The sequence below is a fragment of the Paenibacillus konkukensis genome (assembly GCF_023523925.1).
GTDB lineage: Bacteria > Bacillota > Bacilli > Paenibacillales > NBRC-103111 > Paenibacillus_S > Paenibacillus_S doosanensis.
In genome coordinates, this window is record NZ_CP027059.1 from 897659 (window position 1) to 918064 (window position 20406).

Here is a 20406-nt window from a genome sequence, read left to right on the forward strand (position 1 = left end):
CACGGATGGCGGCAGGAAGGCTTGCACATTAGCAATGAACTCAAGGGCGAGAGCAAACTGAAGTTTTCCTATGCGGTAAAAAGAAGGATGAGCAGATATTCCGGCTCATCCTTTTTTCGTTGAATTGCTTTCGTTCTACGCTGCAAACCGCCGGGCGGGACGCAAGCAGCCTGCGCTCCTCCCGTCCCCCGGGAAGTTACGCGTACAGCTGCTCGCGCTGCTTCTTGATTTCGTCGCTTTCGAGATATTCGTCGTAAGTCATCATCTTATCGATGATGCCGTTCGGCGTAATTTCGATGATCCGGTTAGCCACCGTTTGAATGAACTGATGGTCATGGGAGACGAACAGCATGGAGCCGTCGAAATCGACCATTCCATTATTCAATGCCGTAATGGACTCGAGATCCAAGTGGTTCGTAGGTTCATCCAAAATAAGCACGTTAGCGCCGCTCATCATCATTTTGGACAGCATGCAGCGCACCTTCTCGCCTCCGGACAATACGCTCGCTTTCTTCAACGCTTCTTCGCCGGAGAACAGCATGCGTCCGAGGAAACCGCGAAGATACGATTCGTCTTGATCCTTGGAATATTGGCGCAGCCAATCGACCAGGTTCATATCGGAATTAAAGTATGCCGAGTTGTCTTTAGGGAAATAGGCTTGCGTCGTTGTAACTCCCCATGCGTACTCGCCCGAGTCCGCCTCAAGCTCGCCCATCAAAACTTGGAACAGCGTCGTTTTGGCATGGCCGTTCGGCCCGACCAGCGCGATTTTGTCGCCTTTATTCAAGGTGAAGCTGATATTGTTCAGCACAAGCTCGCCGTCGATCGTCTTGGTCAGCTTGTCGACCGTCAAAATTTGCTTGCCCGCTTCGCGCTCCGGCTGGAACTTGATAAACGGATATTTCCGTGTGGAAGGCTTAATATCCTCCAGCGTCAACTTCTCCAGCTGCTTCTTACGGGAAGTCGCCTGCTTCGACTTGGAAGCGTTGGCGCTAAAACGCTGAATGAACGCCTCCAGCTCTTTGCGCTTCTCTTCTACCTTTTTATTGGATTCGCGCGTCAGCTTCAAAGCCAATTGGCTCGACTCGTACCAGAAGTCGTAGTTGCCCACATACAGCTGGATTTTGCTGAAATCGATATCCGCAATGTGCGTACATACCTGGTTCAGGAAGTGACGGTCATGGGATACGACGATAACGGTGCCTTCGAACCTCGCGAGGAAGTTTTCCAGCCAGTTAATCGATTCGATGTCCAAGTGGTTGGTAGGCTCGTCGAGCAGCAAAATGTTCGGGTTCCCGAACAGCGCTTGCGCCAGGAGGACGCGGACTTTCTCGTTGCCGCCCAAATCTTTCATTTTTTGCTCGTGCAAATCTCTGGAAATGCCCAGACCGATCAACAGCTCGGCCGCGTCGGATTCCGCCTGCCAGCCGTCCAGCTCCTGGAATTCTCCCTCTAATTCGGCGGCGCGCATGCCGTCTTCTTCGGAGAAATCCGGCTTGGCGTACAAAGCGTTCTTCTCTTCCATAATTTCAAACAAACGGGCATGGCCCATCATAACCGTTTTTAAAACTTCCATTTCGTCATATTCGAAATGGTTCTGCTTCAAGACCGCCATCCGCTCGCCGGGGGTAATGCTGACTTCCCCTTTGTTCGGCTCCATCTCGCCGGATAATATTTTCAAAAAGGTAGATTTACCGGCTCCGTTGGCGCCGATTAAACCGTAGCAGTTGCCCGGCGTAAACTTGATGTTGACGTCCTCGAACAGCGCCCGCTTGCCGTATCGTAAAGTGACGTTGGATACTGTAATCATTCTATGACCTACTCTCTTCATTTAGTGCGTTAACGCCCTCAAAAGCTTCCAATCACAAATTATATCATAAAAAGGCCGATTTTTCCCAATCTATACGATAAAAAAATGTTCTGCCGCTTGCTGCTTCGCTCTTTTACTTATTTCCGGCGATTTGCTCCACAAGCTCGGACAGTTCGGCCCACCGATCCATCGCCTGTTCCAATTGGGTGCTGACCTGCTGCTCTTCGGCATACAGCTCCTGTACTTTGCCGTAGTCGCTGCCGGCGCGTTCAATCTCCGTCTTGATGACGGTGAGCCTTTCTTCTAACCCGGCGATCTTTCCTTCGATCTCGTCCCATTCCTTCTGTTCCTTAAAAGACAGCTTGCGGGGGCGCTGCGCCTCCCGCTTGCCGGACGCTTCGGCCTGCTGCAGCCCTTGAGCCCCGGAAGACGGCTGCTGCTTGCGGACTTCGCTCTCCGCCTGTTCCTCTCTGCGGACGGCTTCCATATACTCCGTATAGTTGCCGTAAAAGTGGCGAATCTGCTCCCCGCCTTCGAACGCGAATAAATGATCCGCAGTGCGATCCAAGAAATAGCGGTCATGCGATACGGTAATGACGGCGCCGGGGAAGTCTTCCAAGTACTCTTCCAGAATCGTCAGCGTCTGGATGTCCAAATCGTTGGTCGGTTCGTCCAGCAGCAGTACGTTCGGCTCGCCCATCAAGGTGCGGAGCAAATACAAGCGGCGGCGCTCTCCGCCCGACAGCTTGCCGATCGGCGTCCACTGCAGCGACGGGGAAAACAGGAAGCGCTCCAGCATTTGCGCGGCTGTGATGCTCTCGCCGTTAGCCAGGCGGATCACCTCCGCCGCTTCCTTGACGTATTCGATGACGCGCTGCTTAGGGTCCATCTCCACAGTTTCCTGCGTGTAGTAGGCGAGCTTCACGGTCGATCCGATCTCGATCGCCCCTTCATCCGGCTGCAAGCGGCCCGCGATCAGATTAAGCAGCGTCGATTTGCCGCTGCCGTTCGGGCCGATAATCCCGATCCGGTCATCCGGCAGAACAATGTAGCTGAACTGGCCGAACATCCGGCGGCCTTCGAACGATTTGCCGACGTCCTCCAGCTCGATGACCTTTTTGCCGAGACGGCTTGCGCCGAGCGCCATTTCCAGCTTATCGGCCGGCCCGTCTACCTTCCGGTCGCGCAGCTCGATCACCCGTTCGACCCGCGCCTTCTGCTTGGTCGTACGGGCTTTGGCGCCGCGCCGCAGCCATGCAAGCTCGCGCCGGAGCATATTTTGCCGTTTGTCCTCCTCGGCGGCCTCCCGTTCGAGACGCTCCGCCTTCTTCTCTAGAAACGCCGCATAATTGCCGTCATAGCTGTACAGCTTGCCGCGGTCGAGCTCAAAGATGCGGTCCGCGACGCGGTCAAGAAAATAACGGTCATGCGTCACGAGCAGAAGCGCGCCCTTCCATTTGCTCAAAAACTCCTCCAGCCATTCCACCGTCGCATGATCGATATGGTTCGTCGGTTCGTCCAGAATGAGCAGATCGGCCGGCTGGATCAGCACCCGCGCCATCGCGACCCGTTTGCGCTGGCCTCCCGACAGGACGCCGACTTTCTGGGAGAAATCGTGAATGCCGAGCTTGGTCAACACGGTTTTGGCGGTCGTATTCGCCTCCCATGCGTTCAATATATCCATGCGCTGCTGCACGGCAAACAGCCGGGACTGCCGCTTCTCGTCCTCGGGGGCTTGCTGCAGCGACAATAAAGCTTCTTCATAATCGCGCAGCGTCTGCATGAGCGGCGTATCGCCGTAAAACACCTGCTCAAGCACCGTACAATCGGCATCGAATTCGGGATTTTGCGGCAAATATTCGACGCGGAAATGATTCGAGTGGATCAGCTTGCCGGAATCTACCGATTCGAGTCCGGCCATCGCTTTAAGCAGAGAAGACTTGCCCGTCCCGTTAACGCCGACCAGTCCGATCCGCTGCTTTTCATTGATTTGAAATGAAATATCGTCAAATAACACTTTTTCCCCGTAGCTTTTGTTGAGATGCTCCACGGTCAAAATATTCACTGCACTACAGTCCTTTCTTTACCGTACGTTGTCCGGTCCGTTATCTTGCTTCGGCTTCGCCGGATTTCACGTTTCCGTCACATAAGCGGTTAACAGCGCGATCGTATTCCATAACGCATCGCCGTGCGTCCGTTCCATGCCGTGCGAGGCATGTACGCCGGGGCCGATCAGCGCGGCCCGGATATTGCTGCCTCCGCGCAGCGCGGCCGAGGCGTCGGAGCCGTACTGCGGATAAATATCGACGGCGTAGCCCAGTCCGTCGCGCTTGGCAAGCTCGATCAGCTTGGTTGTCATATGATAATCGTAAGGGCCCGAGGAATCTTTGGCGCAGATCGAAACGTCATGCTCCGCGCAGGACAAGTCCTCCCCCATCGCCCCCATATCGACGGCAAGCAATTCGTCGATCTCCGGCGGCAGGTAAGCGGCACCGTGGCCGACTTCCTCATAGGTGCTGATAAACAGCTTTAATGAATAGGCAGGGGCGATGTTTTCGCGGCGCAGCAGCTCCAGCATCCCGAACAGCGCGGCGACCCCTGCTTTATCGTCCAAGTGACGCGACTTGATATAACCGCTGCTCAGGAAGCGGGTACGCGGATCGAACGAGATGAAGTCGCCGACGCCGATGCCGAGCTGCTTGACTTCCTCCTCGGAAGAAACCCGTTCATCCAGCCGAATCTCCATCACCGCTTCCTCCCGCTTCAGCTCTCTCGCGTCCGGGTATACGTGAACGGAAGGCTTCGTCGTCAGGATCGTTCCTTCGTAAACGCGCCCGTCCCGCGTATGAACGAGGCAGTACTCATTCTCGACGGCGCCCATCATAAACCCGCCTACCGAAGTAAAGCGCAGCGCGCCGTCTTTTTTAATGGAACGAACCATCGCTCCCAGCGTATCGACATGACCCGATAACCCGACGACGCGTCCTTCCTGCCGCCCGGGCACGGTGATAACGCCGCCGCCCTTATTCGTATAGGAGACGGACAGCCCCAGCCTGCCCGCCTCCTCGGCGACCACCTTCATAATCGGGTGGCAGTAGCCGCTCGGGCTTGGCGTAAGCAGCAGCCGCTCCAGCAATCGAAGCACATATTCGCGGTTGATCTTGGATTTCATCTTTATCGGCTCCTTCGGATCGTTGTATCGGATCTATCTCCATTTGCTATCGGTAATTTTTTCATGTAAGCTAACAAATGAATAATTTCAGGGAGGAATACACTATATGCCAGAAACATTGCCGCCAAAAACCTGTTCTATCGAACGTCTTGTAACCGTTGCGGAAGACGTGGAAAAAGTCATTCGCGGGGAAAAGACCGCGACCCGCCGCAACGGCCGCTACGCCGATCCCGGTGAAATCATGGAGCTTCAAGGCCAACAATTCGAGGTTCACAAAGTTTATCAGCAATCGCTCGGCGAATTAACGGACGCAGACGTTCAAGCCGAAGGCTACGCCGATGTGGAGAGCTACAAAAACTATATTCTGTCCATGCATGCAGGCATGCCATGGCTTCCTCACATGAAAGTGTGGGTTCACGAATTCCGCCGGGTTCAATAACGAACTTAAGGCAAGTCTTGGGAATTCGCATCCTTTTTAAGCAAGCGCAAACAGTGTAGTCTTCATTAAATGAATGCTACACTGTTTTATTCACCATTTCAAGTTTGGAGGCTTATCTTTTGTATTCGTGGCTCGTTTTCATTCATGCGGTAAGCGCGATGGTTTCCATCGGACCTTTTTTCGTCCTTATTCCTATGCTTGGCAAGCTTCGTACTGCCGAAGACGCCGTATTGTCCTCTTATCTCGATTCATTTCATTTTGTCGTCCGTTTGTCCAAGCATTCCGGGCATGTCCTCGTTTTCTCCGGACTGCTGCTCCTTTGGCTCGGCGGTTGGCCGTGGAATACCCCCTGGATTGCGGGTACGTTCGTCGTGCTGTTCGCCTCGTTGTTTTTTATGGCTCGCGCCTTTTCGCCGACGATACGCAAACTGCGCCAGCCTGACCACGACCGGAATAAGCTGGTGCGCAAGCTGACGCGTTCATTGTACATCTATATGTTTGTGCTGTTCGTTATGCTCTGGCTGATGATGATGAAGCCGGCCCTTTGGTGAACGCCTCACGGGTACCGGCTTTTCGTTTGCTTCTCAAGTTAGGATTCGAAATCGACGCAAATGCTCGTGCCGTCCAGCACCCGCTTCATATGGGCCTTTACTTCCTCGTGAACCGGATGAGTGTCGTATACGGCGAGATCTTCCACCGAATCGAATTTCGTAATCAGGGCGATATCGTACGATCTCTCCAAATGCAGCACATCCGTCCCTACTTCAATATGCCTCAGGACCTCAATCTTCCCTTCCATATTCTCCAGTACGCGGACGGTCGCTTGAACCGATTCCGGGCTGCGGTCTTTCAATTTGAACAGAACAATATGTGTTAGCATGACGGCTCTCCTTCATTCAATCTCCTGTTTTTCAGCCTGTTTATTATATCACTTTCTCCATTCGACGGGGAATAGCATACGAATGTTTTTCATTCGATGACAAGCTCTTCTCCATCCGGTAAACGAAGGATTCAACGGCTTCAAGAGCAGCACGCTGATATTGTCGTTGGAACGGTTGTCCAATGCCCGGTCGACCAGAACGTCGCTTAGCTGCTGAACATCGGTATTCGCTTTGTCGTGTTCAATAAGCAGCCGCTCCATCACGCTGTCGGTTATACGATTATAGAAGCCGTCGCTGCATAGCACGAACAAACTGCCGGGAGTATAAAAGCCGGTACGCCGAATCAGCTGAAGCTCTTTATGGGCTCCCAGACATTGAAGCAGCATGTTCCGCCGGGGATGTCTGCGCGCCTGCTGCTTGGACAGCCTCCCTCTGCGAACCTGCTCCGAAATCCAAGACTGGTCTTTGGTCATTTGCCGTAAATGGCCGCGGTTAAAGTGGTACACTCTGCAATCACCGATGTGGAATATAAAGAACGTTTCATTCAGCAGAAAAAGCAGGGTCAGAGTGGTGCTTATCTGACATCCTGCATCATTGCCAAGCCTAATCAGTTCTTCGTTGATCGCGCGAAACAGCCGGCTGACCTCAGGGTTCAGCCGCAGCCAGAAATCGGCTTCGCGAAACAACGGGTGCAGCTGCCCGTCAAGCCAATGTCTGACTTGGTTCAGCGCAGTTTCACTTGCTTTGCTTCCGTCTCCGCTTCCTCCTACTCCGTCTGCAATGGCAGCAACCGCATACGGTTCGCCCCGGCTCGTCGTTCCGATTCTTAACAGCGACCGGTCTTCATTGATCATACGAAACCAACCCGGATGAGTGGCTGCCCCATAGTGCCAGTTTACGGCAAATGTTGTTTTCAAGCGCTACAACCCCATTTTAAAAATAAATTCAGTATTCACGATTTTCACGACGTCGCCTTCCTGCAGCTCATAAATCCGGTACGGCGCCAGCAAATCGCCGTTTACATACGTGCCGTTGCGGGAGCCCAGGTCTTTGACCCCGTAGCTGTCTCTGTCTCGGACAATTTCCGCGTGAAGCCGGGACACTCCCAGTTCCTTATGCTCGTAATCGACCTCTTGCCCGGCGCGGCCGATGACAAAGCACGGCTTGTCAAGTCTGATTTTGGCAGCCCGTTCGCCATGCCCGGTCTCCAAATACGGAACATGCGGATGCGGAGCTCCCTCCATGCCCGGTTTAAGCAAAACCGTTGCATCCGGAGGACCCAGCAGCGTAGTCCGCTGCTCCAGCGACTCGTAGTAGCTTCGGTTTACGCCGCCCGAATCCGGCTCTTCGCGATCCGTCTGCCGGACGGGTTCAGGCATCCGCTCGATAATCCCGGCGAAACGCGAAGGCTGGGCGGGCGGCTGCTTCTCGGAAGCCGCATTCGACATCAGGAAGGAGGATAACGAGGATGACGGTTCGGCGGACGCCGGTTTGTTCAGGCGCGCCAGAATCGCTTCCGGAGAAACGGCTTCCCGCGCTCCCCCGTCTTCCTCTATCACTTCGGAAGAGAGCTCGGCCGCCTCTCTGGACGGCAGCCATATGGCCAGCCCGACGAACGCCAGGTCGCCGATCAGCAGAGACAACCCGCCGCAAATGTATAACCAAGCCTCGCCCGGATGCTCAAGATACTGTTTCCACACGAGACAAAGACCGAGGATGCTTATCAGAATGATGGGCAGCCTGAATTTCTGCGCTGCCTTCCGACCCTCCGCGCCCTCACCGCGTTGGCCCTTGACGCCCTCAAGCGGCGGTGTATCCGGGGCGGAAGCTGTCCGCGAGTCTTCCTGGACGGGAATGCCGATTTCACCGTATGCTTCCGCCAGAAACGGTATAGCCCCGGCTGACGGCGGCTGAGCCTGCGGCGATTCCGCCGCTGCCCTCTCTGTCCGTTGGAAAGCCGCCGCCCCTCCTTCTCCCGCCTTGGATGCCGGTATCGGAGCCGGGGAAACCCTCGGCACATCCGCTCCGTCAAGAGGAGTAAGCATCGGCGCCTGCGCATTCTCTTGCCCTCCCGTATGCATATGCTTCAGCAGCAAAGCCTTGAGGCCCGGCAGGTTGAACGCAGCGTCGCCAAGGTAACTCATCAGTTCCTGGTATCCGCTGCCGGCAAGCTCCGACACTTTGTGCACCAGCCTTGAAGCCAACTGCTGCAGCTCTGCGGCGACCGGCTGCTTATCCGGCAATTCCTTCACCGGAACGTATGTAATATATATATCGGTCACGTGAGCCCCACAATAAATATAATCTTCCTGAATCATGTATTTTCCTTCTTGAAGCATGTTGACGCCGCTTTCCGCCACCGTATCCGCGATCAAATAAAGCAGCGTAAAAAACTGCTTCATGGACAAGCTCTCCAGCCGGAGGCGATGCGACAGCATCCGTTTATCCGTAATGTTGTAACATAAGCGGATATTTCCGTCCAGTTCCTCCGCCTGCATGTCTAACAAACGGGGAATACGGTTCGCCAGCAGCATATTAAGCTGAAACGCCGACAGCTCGTCCCTGCGCAGCCCGTTTTCCTTAAACAGCACCATGTAATGGCCGTTCAGATTGCTGTAATCGACTTGTAATCCGTATATAACCTGTTGCAAGCGAGAACGCCCTCCTTTCTCTTTTTTTCATACGGTAAACATTTAAATGAACTGGATATAGGCCGTGACCGCCGCCGGAAGCACCGCCCACATAAATGGAAAACGCAGATGATGCGACGAGCGGACGTACGGTTTCCACTGCTTCCTGTCTTTCCAGAGAAACGTGCCGAACAGCAGCATGAAGATTCTGCTCCAGGTGTTCTTCCACTGCCGGCGCCACAATAAAATGACGCAGCCGACCAATGCGGCATAAAGCAGCGAGTACATCATACTTTGCAAAACGAGCTCGCCGCCCGTCAATGCTCCGATAGCGCCGAACAATTTGACGTCCCCGGCGCCGACGGCACGGATTAAATACAAGACCAGCATGGGCGCGAAGCCGACCGCCGTACCGATCAGCGCATAACGGACGCCGGCCGTTCCGGACATAGCCGCATGGATAGCCATCCCCGCGAGCCAGCCTGAAGCCGTCAGCGCGTTCGGGATTTTACGCTTCCGCACATCCGTTATAAAAGCGGCTATAAGCAGACAACCTGCCGCTATTGTCGTTATCATCCTGCACCTCCCACCCAGGCTCGTTCATAAGCTTTCTTGCGAATCACGACCGTTTTTTTGAAAAACGGCACGGATAGCGGCAGCTCGTACTGCGCTTCAATTCCGATAAAGGCGTTCTCTTTATGCTCGAAATCCGGCAAAGTGACGTTCGTTACTTTAAGTCTTTCTTCCTTTAACCGGGCGGTATTGGCGTAATGGTAAACAATCGGGGTAAACGCGGCGTTGACCAGCGGTTTATATGCTTCCTCCAGCTTTTGCTTCGCCTCCTCGGTCTTCGCATTCCCGAGTTCCTCAAGATGCTCTCTGTACGTTTTCTCCCAGCCCACCAGCTTAATCACCGGGTCCGGAATCCAGCGCTCGTAGTCTTCAACGAATTGCTCTGTATCGACCGCTTTTTGTTTGGCGGAGTCGATCGAATCGAGCACCCGGTCGACCCAGCCGCTGGCCGAGCTGTCATTCCATTTATTTCTCGCTTCCTGATACAATAAATCGACCGGATACATGTTCACGGCCATGATCTTCGTCGTCTCGGAGACCGCAGATTGCAGCGCCATTTCCGCCAAAGATATTTGCAGGAAAGCGATCAGCATCAGGATAAAGGACAGGAACAACGGCAATACCAGCGACGCCTCCAGGACGATCCCTCCCTCGTCTTTCCGAAGCAGCTCCGGCCTGCTCCATCGCTTCCATCGTTCCCATTGTTTCCATTGTTTCCGTTGTTTCCGTTGCTTCCATCGTTTCAGCGAACCGTCGCTTTGAGCGGACTGCATCAGTATGCCATCACCCCTGTCTTCGTGATCAGACATCTGCCCTGCTCCACCTGACATGAACTGAGCCCGGTCTTTCCAAGCTGTTTCATGAGTCCGGGAAGAAACCACAGCTTGATCGAGGTCGTCGCGGTTCCGGAGATGTAGGTTGAGGTTTGCAGCAAATCTTGGCCGGTGTTGAGCTGGATCAACGCTTGCATCCGTGCCAGCATCACCTCGTCGCGGCTGTGCAGCAGAAAGAACAGACGCAAGTAATCCTTGTAGCTCATCTCGAAAAAGCTGCCAAGCTTCTTGGATAAGGGCACCATCCCGCCTTGAACGAGCTTAGTCATATCCTGCTGAGCTTGCATCGCTCCTTCGGCGACGGCCGCCAGGAAGACGAGCAGCGGCGACCCGACGTTCAACATCTCATTTTTCGGCTCCAGCAACGCTTCTGCCGTTCCGATGGCAAGCCGGAATGCGAACATCTCCGCATAAGCTAATGAATAATTGCCTGAGCATGATCCTGCTCCGTAGAGCAAATATTCCAGCTCTTGATTAACGAGGGCGTGCTTGGCAGGCTGGGACAGCTCTTGCGAAGCTTTGGGCTGACCGTTCTTGTCTTTCTCCAAACCAAGCGTTCTGTAGCTGAACTTGCTGACGGCGAATTCATCGACGTAAAACTCGTCCCGCACATCGACAAGCAAATCCGTGAGCCCGCCGATCAGCTTCATTGCGCTGGCTCCGGCTTTATCCGCGTTGTCTAGCTCTATAACGGGAACCGGCTGGGTCGGGCTGCCCGCTTGATTAGCCTCCAAATAAGCTTGATAATAGCCTTTGCTTCCTTTGGACGGGTTTCCTTGCAGCGTAATGTACTTCTCTTTCATAGCGTCCGCGCCCGAGACGCTGCAAATCCCGAGCACCTGGGTAGCTTGATCCAGATAAGCCTGGGCTTTGTTTCTTTGCTCCTTCTTCGAAGTCGCGACAGCCGACCTGTACCGATTCCGCTCCGTTTCCTTGGCGCCTTGCGACGCTTGCAAATCCTGCGCTTGCTTCCAGAATGACTGCAGCGTCGTTTTAGCATTTTTGTAATTGCCCTGATCGAACAGCACGACCGCGGCAAGCTGGGACTTCAGACCCGAGAAGGTCGCGACGACCGCCGAGGCCTTGCTTCCGTAATCGTCAAGCTCGGCTCTGGAAATAAGGTGAATCGATTGAAACGATTGATTGGCGTCCATCGCCGCCGAAGACGCGTTCTGAGTCTGCACGGCGCGCAGCTCGTCATTGAGCTGATCGTTGGCAGTCTTGGCTTGATTCAGCGCCTCTTCGAACGCCTTGATCAGCTCCTGCAGCTGATCCGCGTCATCGCTGGATTTCAGCTTCAGCGCCGCAAGCAGCTTGGCATATTCCAGCAAATCGTCAAGCAGCTTCTCCCAATCCTTAATTTTGGCGTACAACTGTTGAATCTTCTCTATGATGTCTTTCCGCTTGTCCCTAAGGGAGCTGATTGCGCCGGCAGCGCCCGCCCCCGCTTGCCGCCAGGAATCGATCCTGCTGTCGATCCGGTCCAGATCGTCATCCAAATCGTCGATCTCCTTCTTGGCATCCTGAATCGACCGCTTGACCCCTTCTACGGTATGAATGCCCACCTTATCGCTCAGTGCGTTCAAGTCCGCCAAATGCGTTTCGTAAAAGGGCTGTATCGTCGCCGCCTTTTGATAAATAGCGCTCCACTTGCTCCAGGCTTTGTCCAGCTGCGCGTCCCTTTCCTCCAGCAGCTTCTCGATCTTGGCGGCATTTTGTCCGAACTGTGAGGCTTGACCCATCACGTTCGCCAGATTCGTTTTTTTGAACTTGTCGGCGATTTCCAGAGAATAGATGATCGGAGCGCGGTATTTCATCTCCTCCAAAATCTGCTGCTTCAAGATCGAATGACTGCCCAAGGAATAATCGGAAGTCAGCGTCGAATTATCCTTCTCCAGCTTCTGATCGATAAACTGAAAGGATGAAGGTCCGAGAGAGCCGGACAGATTGCCTTCGACGGCGCGGAAAAACAAAGCCTTCTCCTGCTCCTCCGGCTGAGCCAGCGCGTAAAGACCGTATGCGTGCAGAGCGGGAGAAAAGGAGGACAACGTCGAACGCACTCCCGTCTTTACCGCATTTTCCGCTTCCTTCTCCGATACTTGAATGCGCGCGAAATCGATCAGCAGAGCGCAAAATAAAAATATCGGCACGAGCACAAGCAATAAATAGATTGAAACGGCGCCATGCTGCTCCGCGATCAACCGCCGCAGCCTTCTCACGTAAATCCCCCTTTCTATATGTCAATAAGCTCCTTAGCCGGTGATTCCAACATGACGCAGGGGCATAATGCCGGATGCAATGCACAGTTTTATTCATGAATTACAATAACGATCCCCTGACGCTCCAGTTCCCGCTTAAACGATTCGGATAGCTTGACTTTGTCCTGATTGCGCAGCTTGAAGAAATGCCATACGACCCCTTTAACTTCCGTACCGTTCCTCAGCAGCGCAACATCTTTAGGCAGCTGTTCTTCCAGCAATTGTTTTTCCTTAAAATTAAAATACGCTTGGTGCGCCACCTGATTGGCGTCCATCGCATCGACTACCCGCGTAGTAGAAGCATTTACCTGAAAGGTCTTTCCCGTTCCGTTCACCAGCGCGCGCAAGTAAGCAGCAGCCTCTTTATGGCCTATAATTTGGGCCGGCGATTCCGGGACCGCGTTCGGCTCCTTCATCGCTTTCAGCGCGGCGGCCGGTTTGATTCGCCCCTGGACCTCTTTAATGAAGGTTCTCGTCAAATCGACCAACCGGATCGATTCCATCGGATCGACAATCTGCGCTTCCGCTTCCGAAGCGACCTGCTGATTCAGCCAGCCGGCGGCAAAGAGCGGCGAGCGGAACGGCTTGTCCAATTGAACGGTTACTTCTCGGGACAGACCGTTATTTACGTACTCCATCTTACCGTTCCAATCTTTGGAGATCAGAGCTCCCGCCTTGGACAGCTTCAGCTCGGGACCGTCCTCGTAACCGGAAGAAGCAGGAAGCGCAACTTGCGCGCCGGCATTTGGAATCAGAAACCGGAACAAGTCCGACATGCTGTCGTTCGTCAATCGCCAATACAAGCCGTCGCTGCGCTCATTCGGATCAGCGTCTCCCGTCACCGGATCTCTGGCCGTATCATCCCACGTAAACGCGGCTCTGTCGGCGGCCAGCCCGGCGCGCTGAAACGCGGATGACGTCTGAAACACATACAGCCCCAAAAACAGCAGAGCAATCGTGCTGATCAAAATAACCGGCAGCACGAAGCTCGCCTCGATGGTAAAGCTGCCCGAGCCGTCGCGGAAAAATCGAAGGCCCGGCTTGGACGATCGCTTCCATAACCGCTTCATGTTCTTCGGCTCCTAGTTTCTTTACTTTGGACTAATATTTCCCGCATCGCTATTGATTGTCCCCGTTTGATTCGTAATTTCCGTATTCGCAGAATCAAACAGCCCCTTGACCCACTGCATGATCCACCTTCTGAACGCAATCGCGATAATAACGAGCACCGCCAATATAAGTAAAATCTCCAACGTCCCCAAGCCGTCCTCTTCCTGCCAAAACCTGCGAAAACCATTTTTCATCATATCCATATTCAAATTCTCCCCTTCTGTATCTATACTGGTTCAACCCATCGTTAAAATGGCCGGAGCCGCAACGATGATCATCACGACCATAAAAATAAGCACCATAGGAAACACCATCTTGGACGACGCCTCCTCGCCGAGCGTTTTGGCCAGCGATTTCCGCTTATCCCATAAAGTAACGGACAGCTCTTTGAGCGACATTACCAGCTCGTCCCCGCCGCGCTTGTAATTTAACAGCAGCGTCGTCGTAAATAAGGAAACCTCCTGCACGCCGCATCGTTTGTTGAAATCCTCCATCGCCTTGGCAAACGATCCGTTCATGCGGATTTCGTGCGCCGCGACAGCCAGCTCAGTTAGCAGAGGGCTCTGGCTTACATCCGCCTTCTGGTCGACGCAGCGGAGCAGCGCCTTCTGTACCGTCTCCCGGCATTGACCAGCAGCACGATCTGATTGAGCATTTCGGGGAGCTCCAGCAGCATCTGCCGCTTCTTCTTGAGCAATTTCCCGGCCTGCTCCTTATACAAGACGAACGGGAGAAAAGCGGTCAGACAAAGACCGTAGCCAAGCAGCTCCGCATTCCCGTCGGCCAGCCATCCGATAAGCGTGCAGCCCGTCATGACGGCCACACTGAGCGAAATCATCCTGATCAGGAAGCATCGGGTTCGAACAAGGGCCGTCTTGCTCCCGTACAATCCGACCATCACCTGATGCACCCTGGAAACCGCCTCGGGAAATCGGTCCGCCAGCCTCATGCGATCCATCAGCCACAGCGATAGCGGCGCAAGAAACGGAAGATCGAGCTTGTCCCGATGCTCTTGAATAAAATCGGCATATGCGGAACGCGCTCTCCAGGTAAGAAAAGCTGCGGTTACAACCTCCAGCGCAAATAAAATAAGCAGCAGCAATCTTCATCACACCTTAACATTCATAATCCAGCGGGTTATCGCGAAGCAGCCGATGAGAATCAAGAGCGCCACCGTCATAATCAAATATCCCGCTCCCTGGTACAAAGGCTCCATATAATCGGGCGAACTGAAATTTAAGACAGCGACGACAATGAGCGGCGCGAAGGATAACACCTTGGACTCGAATCTTTTCTGAGCCATCATTACTTGAATATCCTGCTCGATATCCAGCTTCTCCTGAATAATTGAAGCCGTCCGCCGGATAACATGAACCAGATTTCCCCCGGACCTTTTGCAAGTAATAAATACGTCCGTGAATTGTTGTATGTCCTCCACCTGCGCCCGAGCGCTCCAATCCTTAAGTGCGGCTTCGATCGTTTCGCCGTTTTCAATCCGCCGGTTTACCGTCTCCAGCTCCTTGATAATGAACGCCTGAGCATCGGGATATAAAAGACGCAGATCCGATAAAGCCTCCTGAAACGCCGATTCCACGGATTTGCCCGCCCCCAGGGCGGATGACAACGAAGATAAAGCCTGCTTGAACTGCAGCTGAAGCTGGAGCTTCCGCCTGCGGATCATTTCTTTGCGCCACAATACGGGACAATACAGGCCCGCGCAGGCCAATATTGCAGTCGCGGCTGCGCTTTTGTAAAAAATAAATCCGACCAGCCCCGCTCCCGCCATGCCAATGACGACGGAGAGCACCCGTTCGTTGACGCTTAAGCGGTACTCGCTATAGTTCGTCAAACCGGTAGCGTGCGGCGCCGTCGCCTCGGGTTCCTGCGAAAGCCGCAGCGGCAAGCGAAACCGCTTCAGCCGCCCGGCCGCCCCCGGACCAGAACGAGAACGCAGCAGCGGCAGCATGAGCCAGCCTCCTCCGGCAACCGCTATGACGGCAACAATATAGATCATTCAACGGCCTCCTTTCACGGTAATCTTTGCCCGCTAAAGCGCAATTCCGGCCATCGCCAGCTTTTCCGTATGAATCAGCGTATTCCCGGTCGGACGCAGCTCGCCGACAACCCGGCCGCCCGCATCTTCTCCGGTTTCCACAAATTCGTACAGCCTGTTCAGCTTCACCTCTCCGTCTTCGATGCCCGCCACCTCGCTAATCTCGGTAACCCGGCGCGATCGGTCCCTCAGCCGCTGCAGATGAATCATCACATCGATAGCGGAGCAAATTTGCTTGCGGACGACATCGACGGGAAGCGAGGCGCCGCTTAGCACCATCGTCTCCAGCCGGCTCAGCATGTCGGTCGTCGAGTTGGCGTGCCCGGTGGACAAGGAGCCATCATGTCCGGTATTTAGAGCCGCCAGCATATCCAGAGCTTCAGCTCCCCGCACTTCCCCCACGATGATCCGGTTCGGCCGCATTCGCAAGGAAGAGCGTATGAGATCGCGAATCGATATTTCTCCTTTGCCTTCCGTGTTGGCATTGCGCGTTTCGAGCCGAACCAGATTAGGCACCGTGCGAATCTGCAGCTCCGCCGAATCTTCGATCGTGATGATCCGCTCATCGTCGGGGATGTACTGGGATAAGGCGTTGAGAAACGTCGTTTTGCCCGATCCCGTGCCGCCGCCGATGAATACGTTGTATTTCGCCTGAACCAGCTTGATCAGAAAGGAAGCGGCCTCCTCCGTCAGCGCTCCTTTACCCATCAAATCGCGCAGCGTCAGCGGCGACTCGGGGAATTTCCTGATCGTCATGACCGCGCCGTCCAGCGCGACCGGCGGCAGCACGACATTCACGCGGGAACCGTCAAGCAGACGGGCGTCTACTATCGGATTCGCTTCATTTACAGCCCGGTTCACCTTGGCAACGATCGCCTGGATAACATCCTCAAGCTTTTCTTTGCTTTCGAACTTGACGTCGGCCAGACTGACCCGACCTTCCCGCTCGATGAAAATCTGATCGTATCGGTTGATCATAATTTCCGTTACGGCCGGATTATCGACCAGAGGCTGTAAAATATCCAACCCTCTGAACGAATGAAACAGCCGCATAATGAGTTGATGCTTTTGACCCGCTGTCGAATAGGTTTCGAACGGATAGGCGAACACTTCCTGCTCGATCAGCTCCAGCAGTTGTTGATCGGTCACCGATACGGACAAATCCAGCTTTTCCTTGACGACCTGCTTTAGAACGGCTACCGTTTCCTCAGACCACAGCATGCCCCGTCTCCTCCGATACCATAGAGCGGAACATAGGAAGGGCTGCCAGACTCTCGCTAAAAGCGCCTCGCACCAATATAGCGTCCGCTCGGCCGTAAGACTTCCACTCCGGTATATAAGGCAAATAACCGCTAACGGCCACCGGCAGCCCCGAGCTTTCGTTGCTTAGCGTCCCGCTGAACTTGTTGACGACCAAGCTTACCTTATGCATCCAGTCCGGCCCCCACGGCATGCTGTACAGCTGCTGCAGACGCCCTTTCATTTTGTTCCAATGAACGTATTCATCCAACGTCAGCCACAGTACCTGATGACTTAACTGAAGCGAAGCTACAACTCGGGGATGAAGCGATGTATCCAAGTCGAGCAATACGAAATCATAGGCGCCCGAGGCCAGAACGGATTGGACAAGCGCCTCGACATCCTTGCTGGACATTTCCGCAAGCTCAAGCGGTTCATGATTCCCCGGAAAGTAATCGAATCCCATCGTCCCATGCTTTCGTTTATACTGGTCTACCTTGGCGGCCTGCAGCTTCGGATCGTTTTTTCCGTAATACAGCATCCGGGAAAAGCCGCTTTTATCGGGCTCTTCCTCCCGCTCTATCCAAGCTACCGTCGGCAGCTCCTCCATATTCAGGTAAAATACTTTCCGTCCGGTTAACGAAAGCTCCCTGGCAAGATGCATCGCCGTCATCGTCTTGCCGCTGCCGCCTGCCGCGGAATAGACGGAAATGACTTGCGCAGAACGATTGCCTTTCAGCAGCCGCGACGCCGTAAATTCGTTATAGTGCGAAACGACATGGGACAGAAGCCGATTCAGCGGCTGATACTTGCATAGAACCGGATATTCGACGATATCGGCGGCAGCGGGCAAATCGGTCACGATCATCAAGCAGCCGTGCCTTTTTTCGAATACCCTCTCCGGCAGCGGCATGAAGCGTTCATGCGCCAGCAAAATAAACGCCTCAGAAGCCTGCTCGATATAAGCGAAGCCATGCTCTCTCGTCGTAAACGCCGAAACCGTAAATGCGGCGGAATACTCGGAGGTTCTGACGTAAGCCGTCACCATCTCAATGAAATATGCGTCGTCATCCAGCAGTACCAATTTCATTTTGCTCATAGGTTTACAGCCCCTCCTCCTTTAAATTTCATCTTCTCTCTTGCCAGCGGATTTCCGTTACATGACACCCTTTAACTGTAAAACTCCGCTTGTAATCAGCACGGTTGAAATGACCGCGAGTACAACGGCAATCTTCACCCGATTCGTAATCTTCTATCCCCTCCTGCATTCGTACACGCAAAAAAAGCACCGACTGAACAAGAACGAATTCTTGGTCAGCGGTGCTTCCGCTTACGAATCACATATTTGAGAAGATTATACCACATTCCTGGGATTTTTCAACTATAATATCAATTCCTGTCGATATATGGTCTTATCTGGTTATTTATTTTACGCATGGACATACTATCCTCATATACATGATATGAAGGAGCAAAGCACATGATCAGCAATCGCGAGTTAAAGGGGCAAATCGAGCAAATTACAGAGCAGCAGCAATCGTTGACGGATGAGCTGCAGCATATAAAAAGCTTGCTTCAAAATCAATCCGACGACCAAGGCGGGCAGCAATCCGGCGGCGAAGATTCATCCCAGCAGCAACAGCAGCAAGGAGGGTCCAATTCGATTGCGGGCATTGCCAAAGATTTCTCCAAGCTCAAGGATTTAACGAGCCAATTGGAAACCAAGATGCAGGATTATATTTCGAACAATTCCAAAAACCAGCCTTTAAGCGATGAAGATGCCATCAATCTTGTATTAAACATTATGAATGGAATGATCGATTGGTCCATGGATCTCGTGTCCAGGCAGCAGCAATCAGGCTCTTCCGATCAGTCCGGCCAGTCTGGCCAGTCTAACCAACTCCAATAACGAGCTTTCCATAAGACATCTATTTGCTTGCAAAAAGCAAAATCCAATGCTTCTAAAACAGTCATAATAAGCAACCTTCGCGGTTGCGCTTTTTTATTTGTCCTGTTCGCAAGGGCTTTCCGGTCCGGTTAACTGCTTGCCGTCAATCAAATCGGCATTAAATCCTGCCTCTCCGCTTTCGGCTTGCATTCCCGACACACTCCGACGACCGATCCGTGCACGCCCGCGTAGAATGTGATCCGATCCGTTTTCTTTTTACAATACGAGCATTTTTGCTTCGCTTCATTCCGCTTCTTGAACTGAGCCATACGCACAATATTACGATTCCGCGTGCGGCGCCTTTTTAGCACCGCGAAACATCCCGCGACAGCGAGAATGATAACGATAACGGCCACGCTAAGTATTGTCCCATTGACGACCATCACATCGCCCCCTTCGACTACTCCCGTAAAGCGTCTCTCAGCCTGCTGGACATACTGCTTTCTTTATTCGTCGCGGCTCCGCGAAGCTTCCTGACTTGCTCCTTCAAACGGCTGTTTTCCGACCTCAGCGTCTCTATTTGCGCCAACAATGCCGTCTCCCTCTCGTAGGCTTCAATGCATTGCATCAATAGCCGTTCGGTCGGTCCTTCTGCATCGGCCGACAGCCGTTTGAGCGCTTCGCGAAGATGATCGGCCTGGGCCCGGTACACTGCGTCCATAAGCCGGCCTCCTTTCCGTTATAGCGGCAGCTTCAAGCCTTTGGCGGCGAGAATGACTTCTCCGCCGTAATGCCGCTTCACTTCTTTTATAAGCTCCGTCCGATCTCCAAAATGCGGCAGATGAGTTAAAACTACGGTCTCTGCCTTCGCCTGACTGGCCAAGTATCCGACCTCGGCGGAATTCATATGGCCATAGTTGCGGGCGTTTTGAAAATCCGCATAAAACGAGGTTTCCGCTACAAGCACATTGGCCCCTTCGCAAAATCCGATCAGGGATTCGTCATAATAGGTATCGGCCGTATAGACTAACGCAGCTTGGCCGTCCGTTATTTTACATCCTAAACAATAAACCTCATGAAACGTCCGGAAAAACTCGAATTTTAGCCCGTATAGCTCTAAACTATCGCCAGCGCCGACAGGCAAAATTACAGACCCTTTCATGGTCCGGCAGGCGGGCGTTCCCGCCCCTTCGGAAGGCTCGGCGACATAGATCGGCAGCGGTTCCGTCCGTTTTCCCAGATCGGTATCGATCAAGCAAGCGTACTGCAAACATCCCAAATCGGCAATATGATCATAATGCTGATGGCTGATGAAGACAGCGTCAAGCTCGTGTAACGCCAGCTCGTTCTGAAGTACGGAGAGCACCCCGCTGCCGCAGTCAAGCAAAATCCGCCGGCCTCTATGCTCCAGCAAATAACCCGATGTAGCCTCACCGGCCTCCGGGTAAGCTCCCCAATGTCCAAGCACGGTCAATTGCATCGCTTATCCCTCCCGTTTCATTATCGGCCACGCCTGTTTT

At 53.6% G+C, this 20406-nt stretch carries 21 protein-coding genes; 3 read left to right on the top strand and 18 right to left on the bottom strand.

The genetic code is table 11. The annotated features are described in order from the left end of the window. Positions 1 to 196 precede the first annotated feature (196 nt). From abc-f to SK3146_RS03865, 3 genes are all read right to left on the bottom strand, one after another. Positions 197 to 1810, bottom strand: coding sequence for a ribosomal protection-like ABC-F family protein (abc-f, locus tag SK3146_RS03855; protein WP_249863840.1), 1614 nt, complete (start codon positions 1808 to 1810; stop codon positions 197 to 199). A 133-nt stretch (positions 1811 to 1943) separates the two neighbouring features. Then, a complete protein-coding gene (locus SK3146_RS03860) occupies positions 1944 to 3875 on the bottom strand; it encodes an ABC-F family ATP-binding cassette domain-containing protein (protein ID WP_249863841.1) in 1932 nt (643 codons plus the stop codon). A gap of 66 nt (positions 3876 to 3941) precedes the next feature. Beyond that, positions 3942 to 4982 (bottom strand): M42 family metallopeptidase, encoded by a 1041-nt coding sequence (locus SK3146_RS03865; RefSeq protein WP_249863842.1) that lies wholly within the window; start codon positions 4980 to 4982, stop codon positions 3942 to 3944. 106 nt (positions 4983 to 5088) lie between these two features. Between SK3146_RS03865 and SK3146_RS03870 the strand changes: the two genes are divergently transcribed. After that, complete coding sequence (locus SK3146_RS03870) at positions 5089 to 5421, top strand: ASCH domain-containing protein (RefSeq protein ID WP_249863843.1); 333 nt, start codon at positions 5089 to 5091, stop codon at positions 5419 to 5421. Between the two features lie 158 nt (positions 5422 to 5579). Further along, on the top strand, positions 5580 to 5972 hold the full coding sequence (locus SK3146_RS03875) for a hypothetical protein (RefSeq protein WP_249866161.1): 393 nt from the start codon (positions 5580 to 5582) through the stop codon (positions 5970 to 5972). A 38-nt stretch (positions 5973 to 6010) separates the two neighbouring features. On the opposite strand, the gene SK3146_RS03880 is transcribed toward SK3146_RS03875, so the two are convergent. The 13 genes from SK3146_RS03880 to SK3146_RS03940 all read right to left on the bottom strand — a co-directional run bounded on the left by SK3146_RS03880 (position 6011) and on the right by SK3146_RS03940 (position 18097). After that, entirely contained in the window at positions 6011 to 6301 is a 291-nt protein-coding gene (locus tag SK3146_RS03880) for a Dabb family protein (RefSeq protein WP_249863844.1), read from the bottom strand. 48 nt (positions 6302 to 6349) lie between these two features. Next, on the bottom strand, positions 6350 to 7219 hold the full coding sequence (locus SK3146_RS03885; RefSeq protein ID WP_249863845.1) for a PP2C family protein-serine/threonine phosphatase: 870 nt from the start codon (positions 7217 to 7219) through the stop codon (positions 6350 to 6352). Positions 7220 to 7222: 3 nt separating this feature from the next. After that, positions 7223 to 8953 (bottom strand): DUF6382 domain-containing protein, encoded by a 1731-nt coding sequence (locus SK3146_RS03890; protein WP_249863846.1) that lies wholly within the window; start codon positions 8951 to 8953, stop codon positions 7223 to 7225. Positions 8954 to 8995: 42 nt separating this feature from the next. Continuing rightward, a complete protein-coding gene (locus SK3146_RS03895; RefSeq protein WP_249863847.1) occupies positions 8996 to 9508 on the bottom strand; it encodes an A24 family peptidase in 513 nt (170 codons plus the stop codon). After that, a complete protein-coding gene (locus SK3146_RS03900) occupies positions 9505 to 10314 on the bottom strand; it encodes a TadE/TadG family type IV pilus assembly protein (protein ID WP_249863848.1) in 810 nt (269 codons plus the stop codon). The genes SK3146_RS03895 and SK3146_RS03900 overlap by 4 nt, the downstream gene beginning before the upstream one ends. After that, the gene (locus tag SK3146_RS03905; RefSeq protein ID WP_249863849.1) at positions 10278 to 12557 is read right to left on the bottom strand and encodes a hypothetical protein; all 2280 of its coding nucleotides are present in this window, start codon (positions 12555 to 12557) and stop codon (positions 10278 to 10280) included. Before SK3146_RS03905 ends, SK3146_RS03900 begins: the two co-directional genes overlap by 37 nt. Positions 12558 to 12646: 89 nt before the next feature. Then, positions 12647 to 13666, bottom strand: coding sequence for a TadE/TadG family type IV pilus assembly protein (locus SK3146_RS03910; RefSeq protein ID WP_249863850.1), 1020 nt, complete (start codon positions 13664 to 13666; stop codon positions 12647 to 12649). Between the two features lie 21 nt (positions 13667 to 13687). Continuing rightward, the gene (locus tag SK3146_RS03915; RefSeq protein ID WP_249863851.1) at positions 13688 to 13909 is read right to left on the bottom strand and encodes a Flp1 family type IVb pilin; all 222 of its coding nucleotides are present in this window, start codon (positions 13907 to 13909) and stop codon (positions 13688 to 13690) included. A gap of 33 nt (positions 13910 to 13942) precedes the next feature. Next, entirely contained in the window at positions 13943 to 14308 is a 366-nt protein-coding gene (locus SK3146_RS03920) for a type II secretion system F family protein (RefSeq protein ID WP_349655211.1), read from the bottom strand. Beyond that, a complete protein-coding gene (locus SK3146_RS03925) occupies positions 14275 to 14808 on the bottom strand; it encodes a hypothetical protein (protein WP_249863852.1) in 534 nt (177 codons plus the stop codon). Before SK3146_RS03925 ends, SK3146_RS03920 begins: the two co-directional genes overlap by 34 nt. 6 nt (positions 14809 to 14814) lie before the next feature. Continuing rightward, entirely contained in the window at positions 14815 to 15720 is a 906-nt protein-coding gene (locus tag SK3146_RS03930; RefSeq protein WP_249863853.1) for a type II secretion system F family protein, read from the bottom strand. A 33-nt stretch (positions 15721 to 15753) separates the two neighbouring features. Next, a complete protein-coding gene (locus tag SK3146_RS03935) occupies positions 15754 to 16980 on the bottom strand; it encodes a TadA family conjugal transfer-associated ATPase (RefSeq protein ID WP_249863854.1) in 1227 nt (408 codons plus the stop codon). After that, positions 16967 to 18097 (bottom strand): P-loop NTPase family protein, encoded by a 1131-nt coding sequence (locus SK3146_RS03940; protein ID WP_249863855.1) that lies wholly within the window; start codon positions 18095 to 18097, stop codon positions 16967 to 16969. The genes SK3146_RS03935 and SK3146_RS03940 overlap by 14 nt, the downstream gene beginning before the upstream one ends. Before the next feature lie 381 nt (positions 18098 to 18478). Here SK3146_RS03940 and SK3146_RS03945 point away from each other — a divergent pair, with 381 nt between their 5' ends. After that, positions 18479 to 18907 (top strand): hypothetical protein, encoded by a 429-nt coding sequence (locus SK3146_RS03945; protein ID WP_249863856.1) that lies wholly within the window; start codon positions 18479 to 18481, stop codon positions 18905 to 18907. 439 nt (positions 18908 to 19346) lie between these two features. Here SK3146_RS03945 and SK3146_RS03950 read toward each other — a convergent pair whose 3' ends face one another. Then, on the bottom strand, positions 19347 to 19607 hold the full coding sequence (locus SK3146_RS03950; protein WP_249863857.1) for a hypothetical protein: 261 nt from the start codon (positions 19605 to 19607) through the stop codon (positions 19347 to 19349). An 18-nt stretch (positions 19608 to 19625) separates the two neighbouring features. Next, positions 19626 to 20366 carry an MBL fold metallo-hydrolase gene (locus SK3146_RS03955; RefSeq protein WP_249863858.1) on the bottom strand — a complete coding sequence of 247 codons (741 nt, stop codon included), beginning with the start codon at positions 20364 to 20366 and terminating at the stop codon, positions 19626 to 19628. Positions 20367 to 20406: the final 40 nt, after the last annotated feature.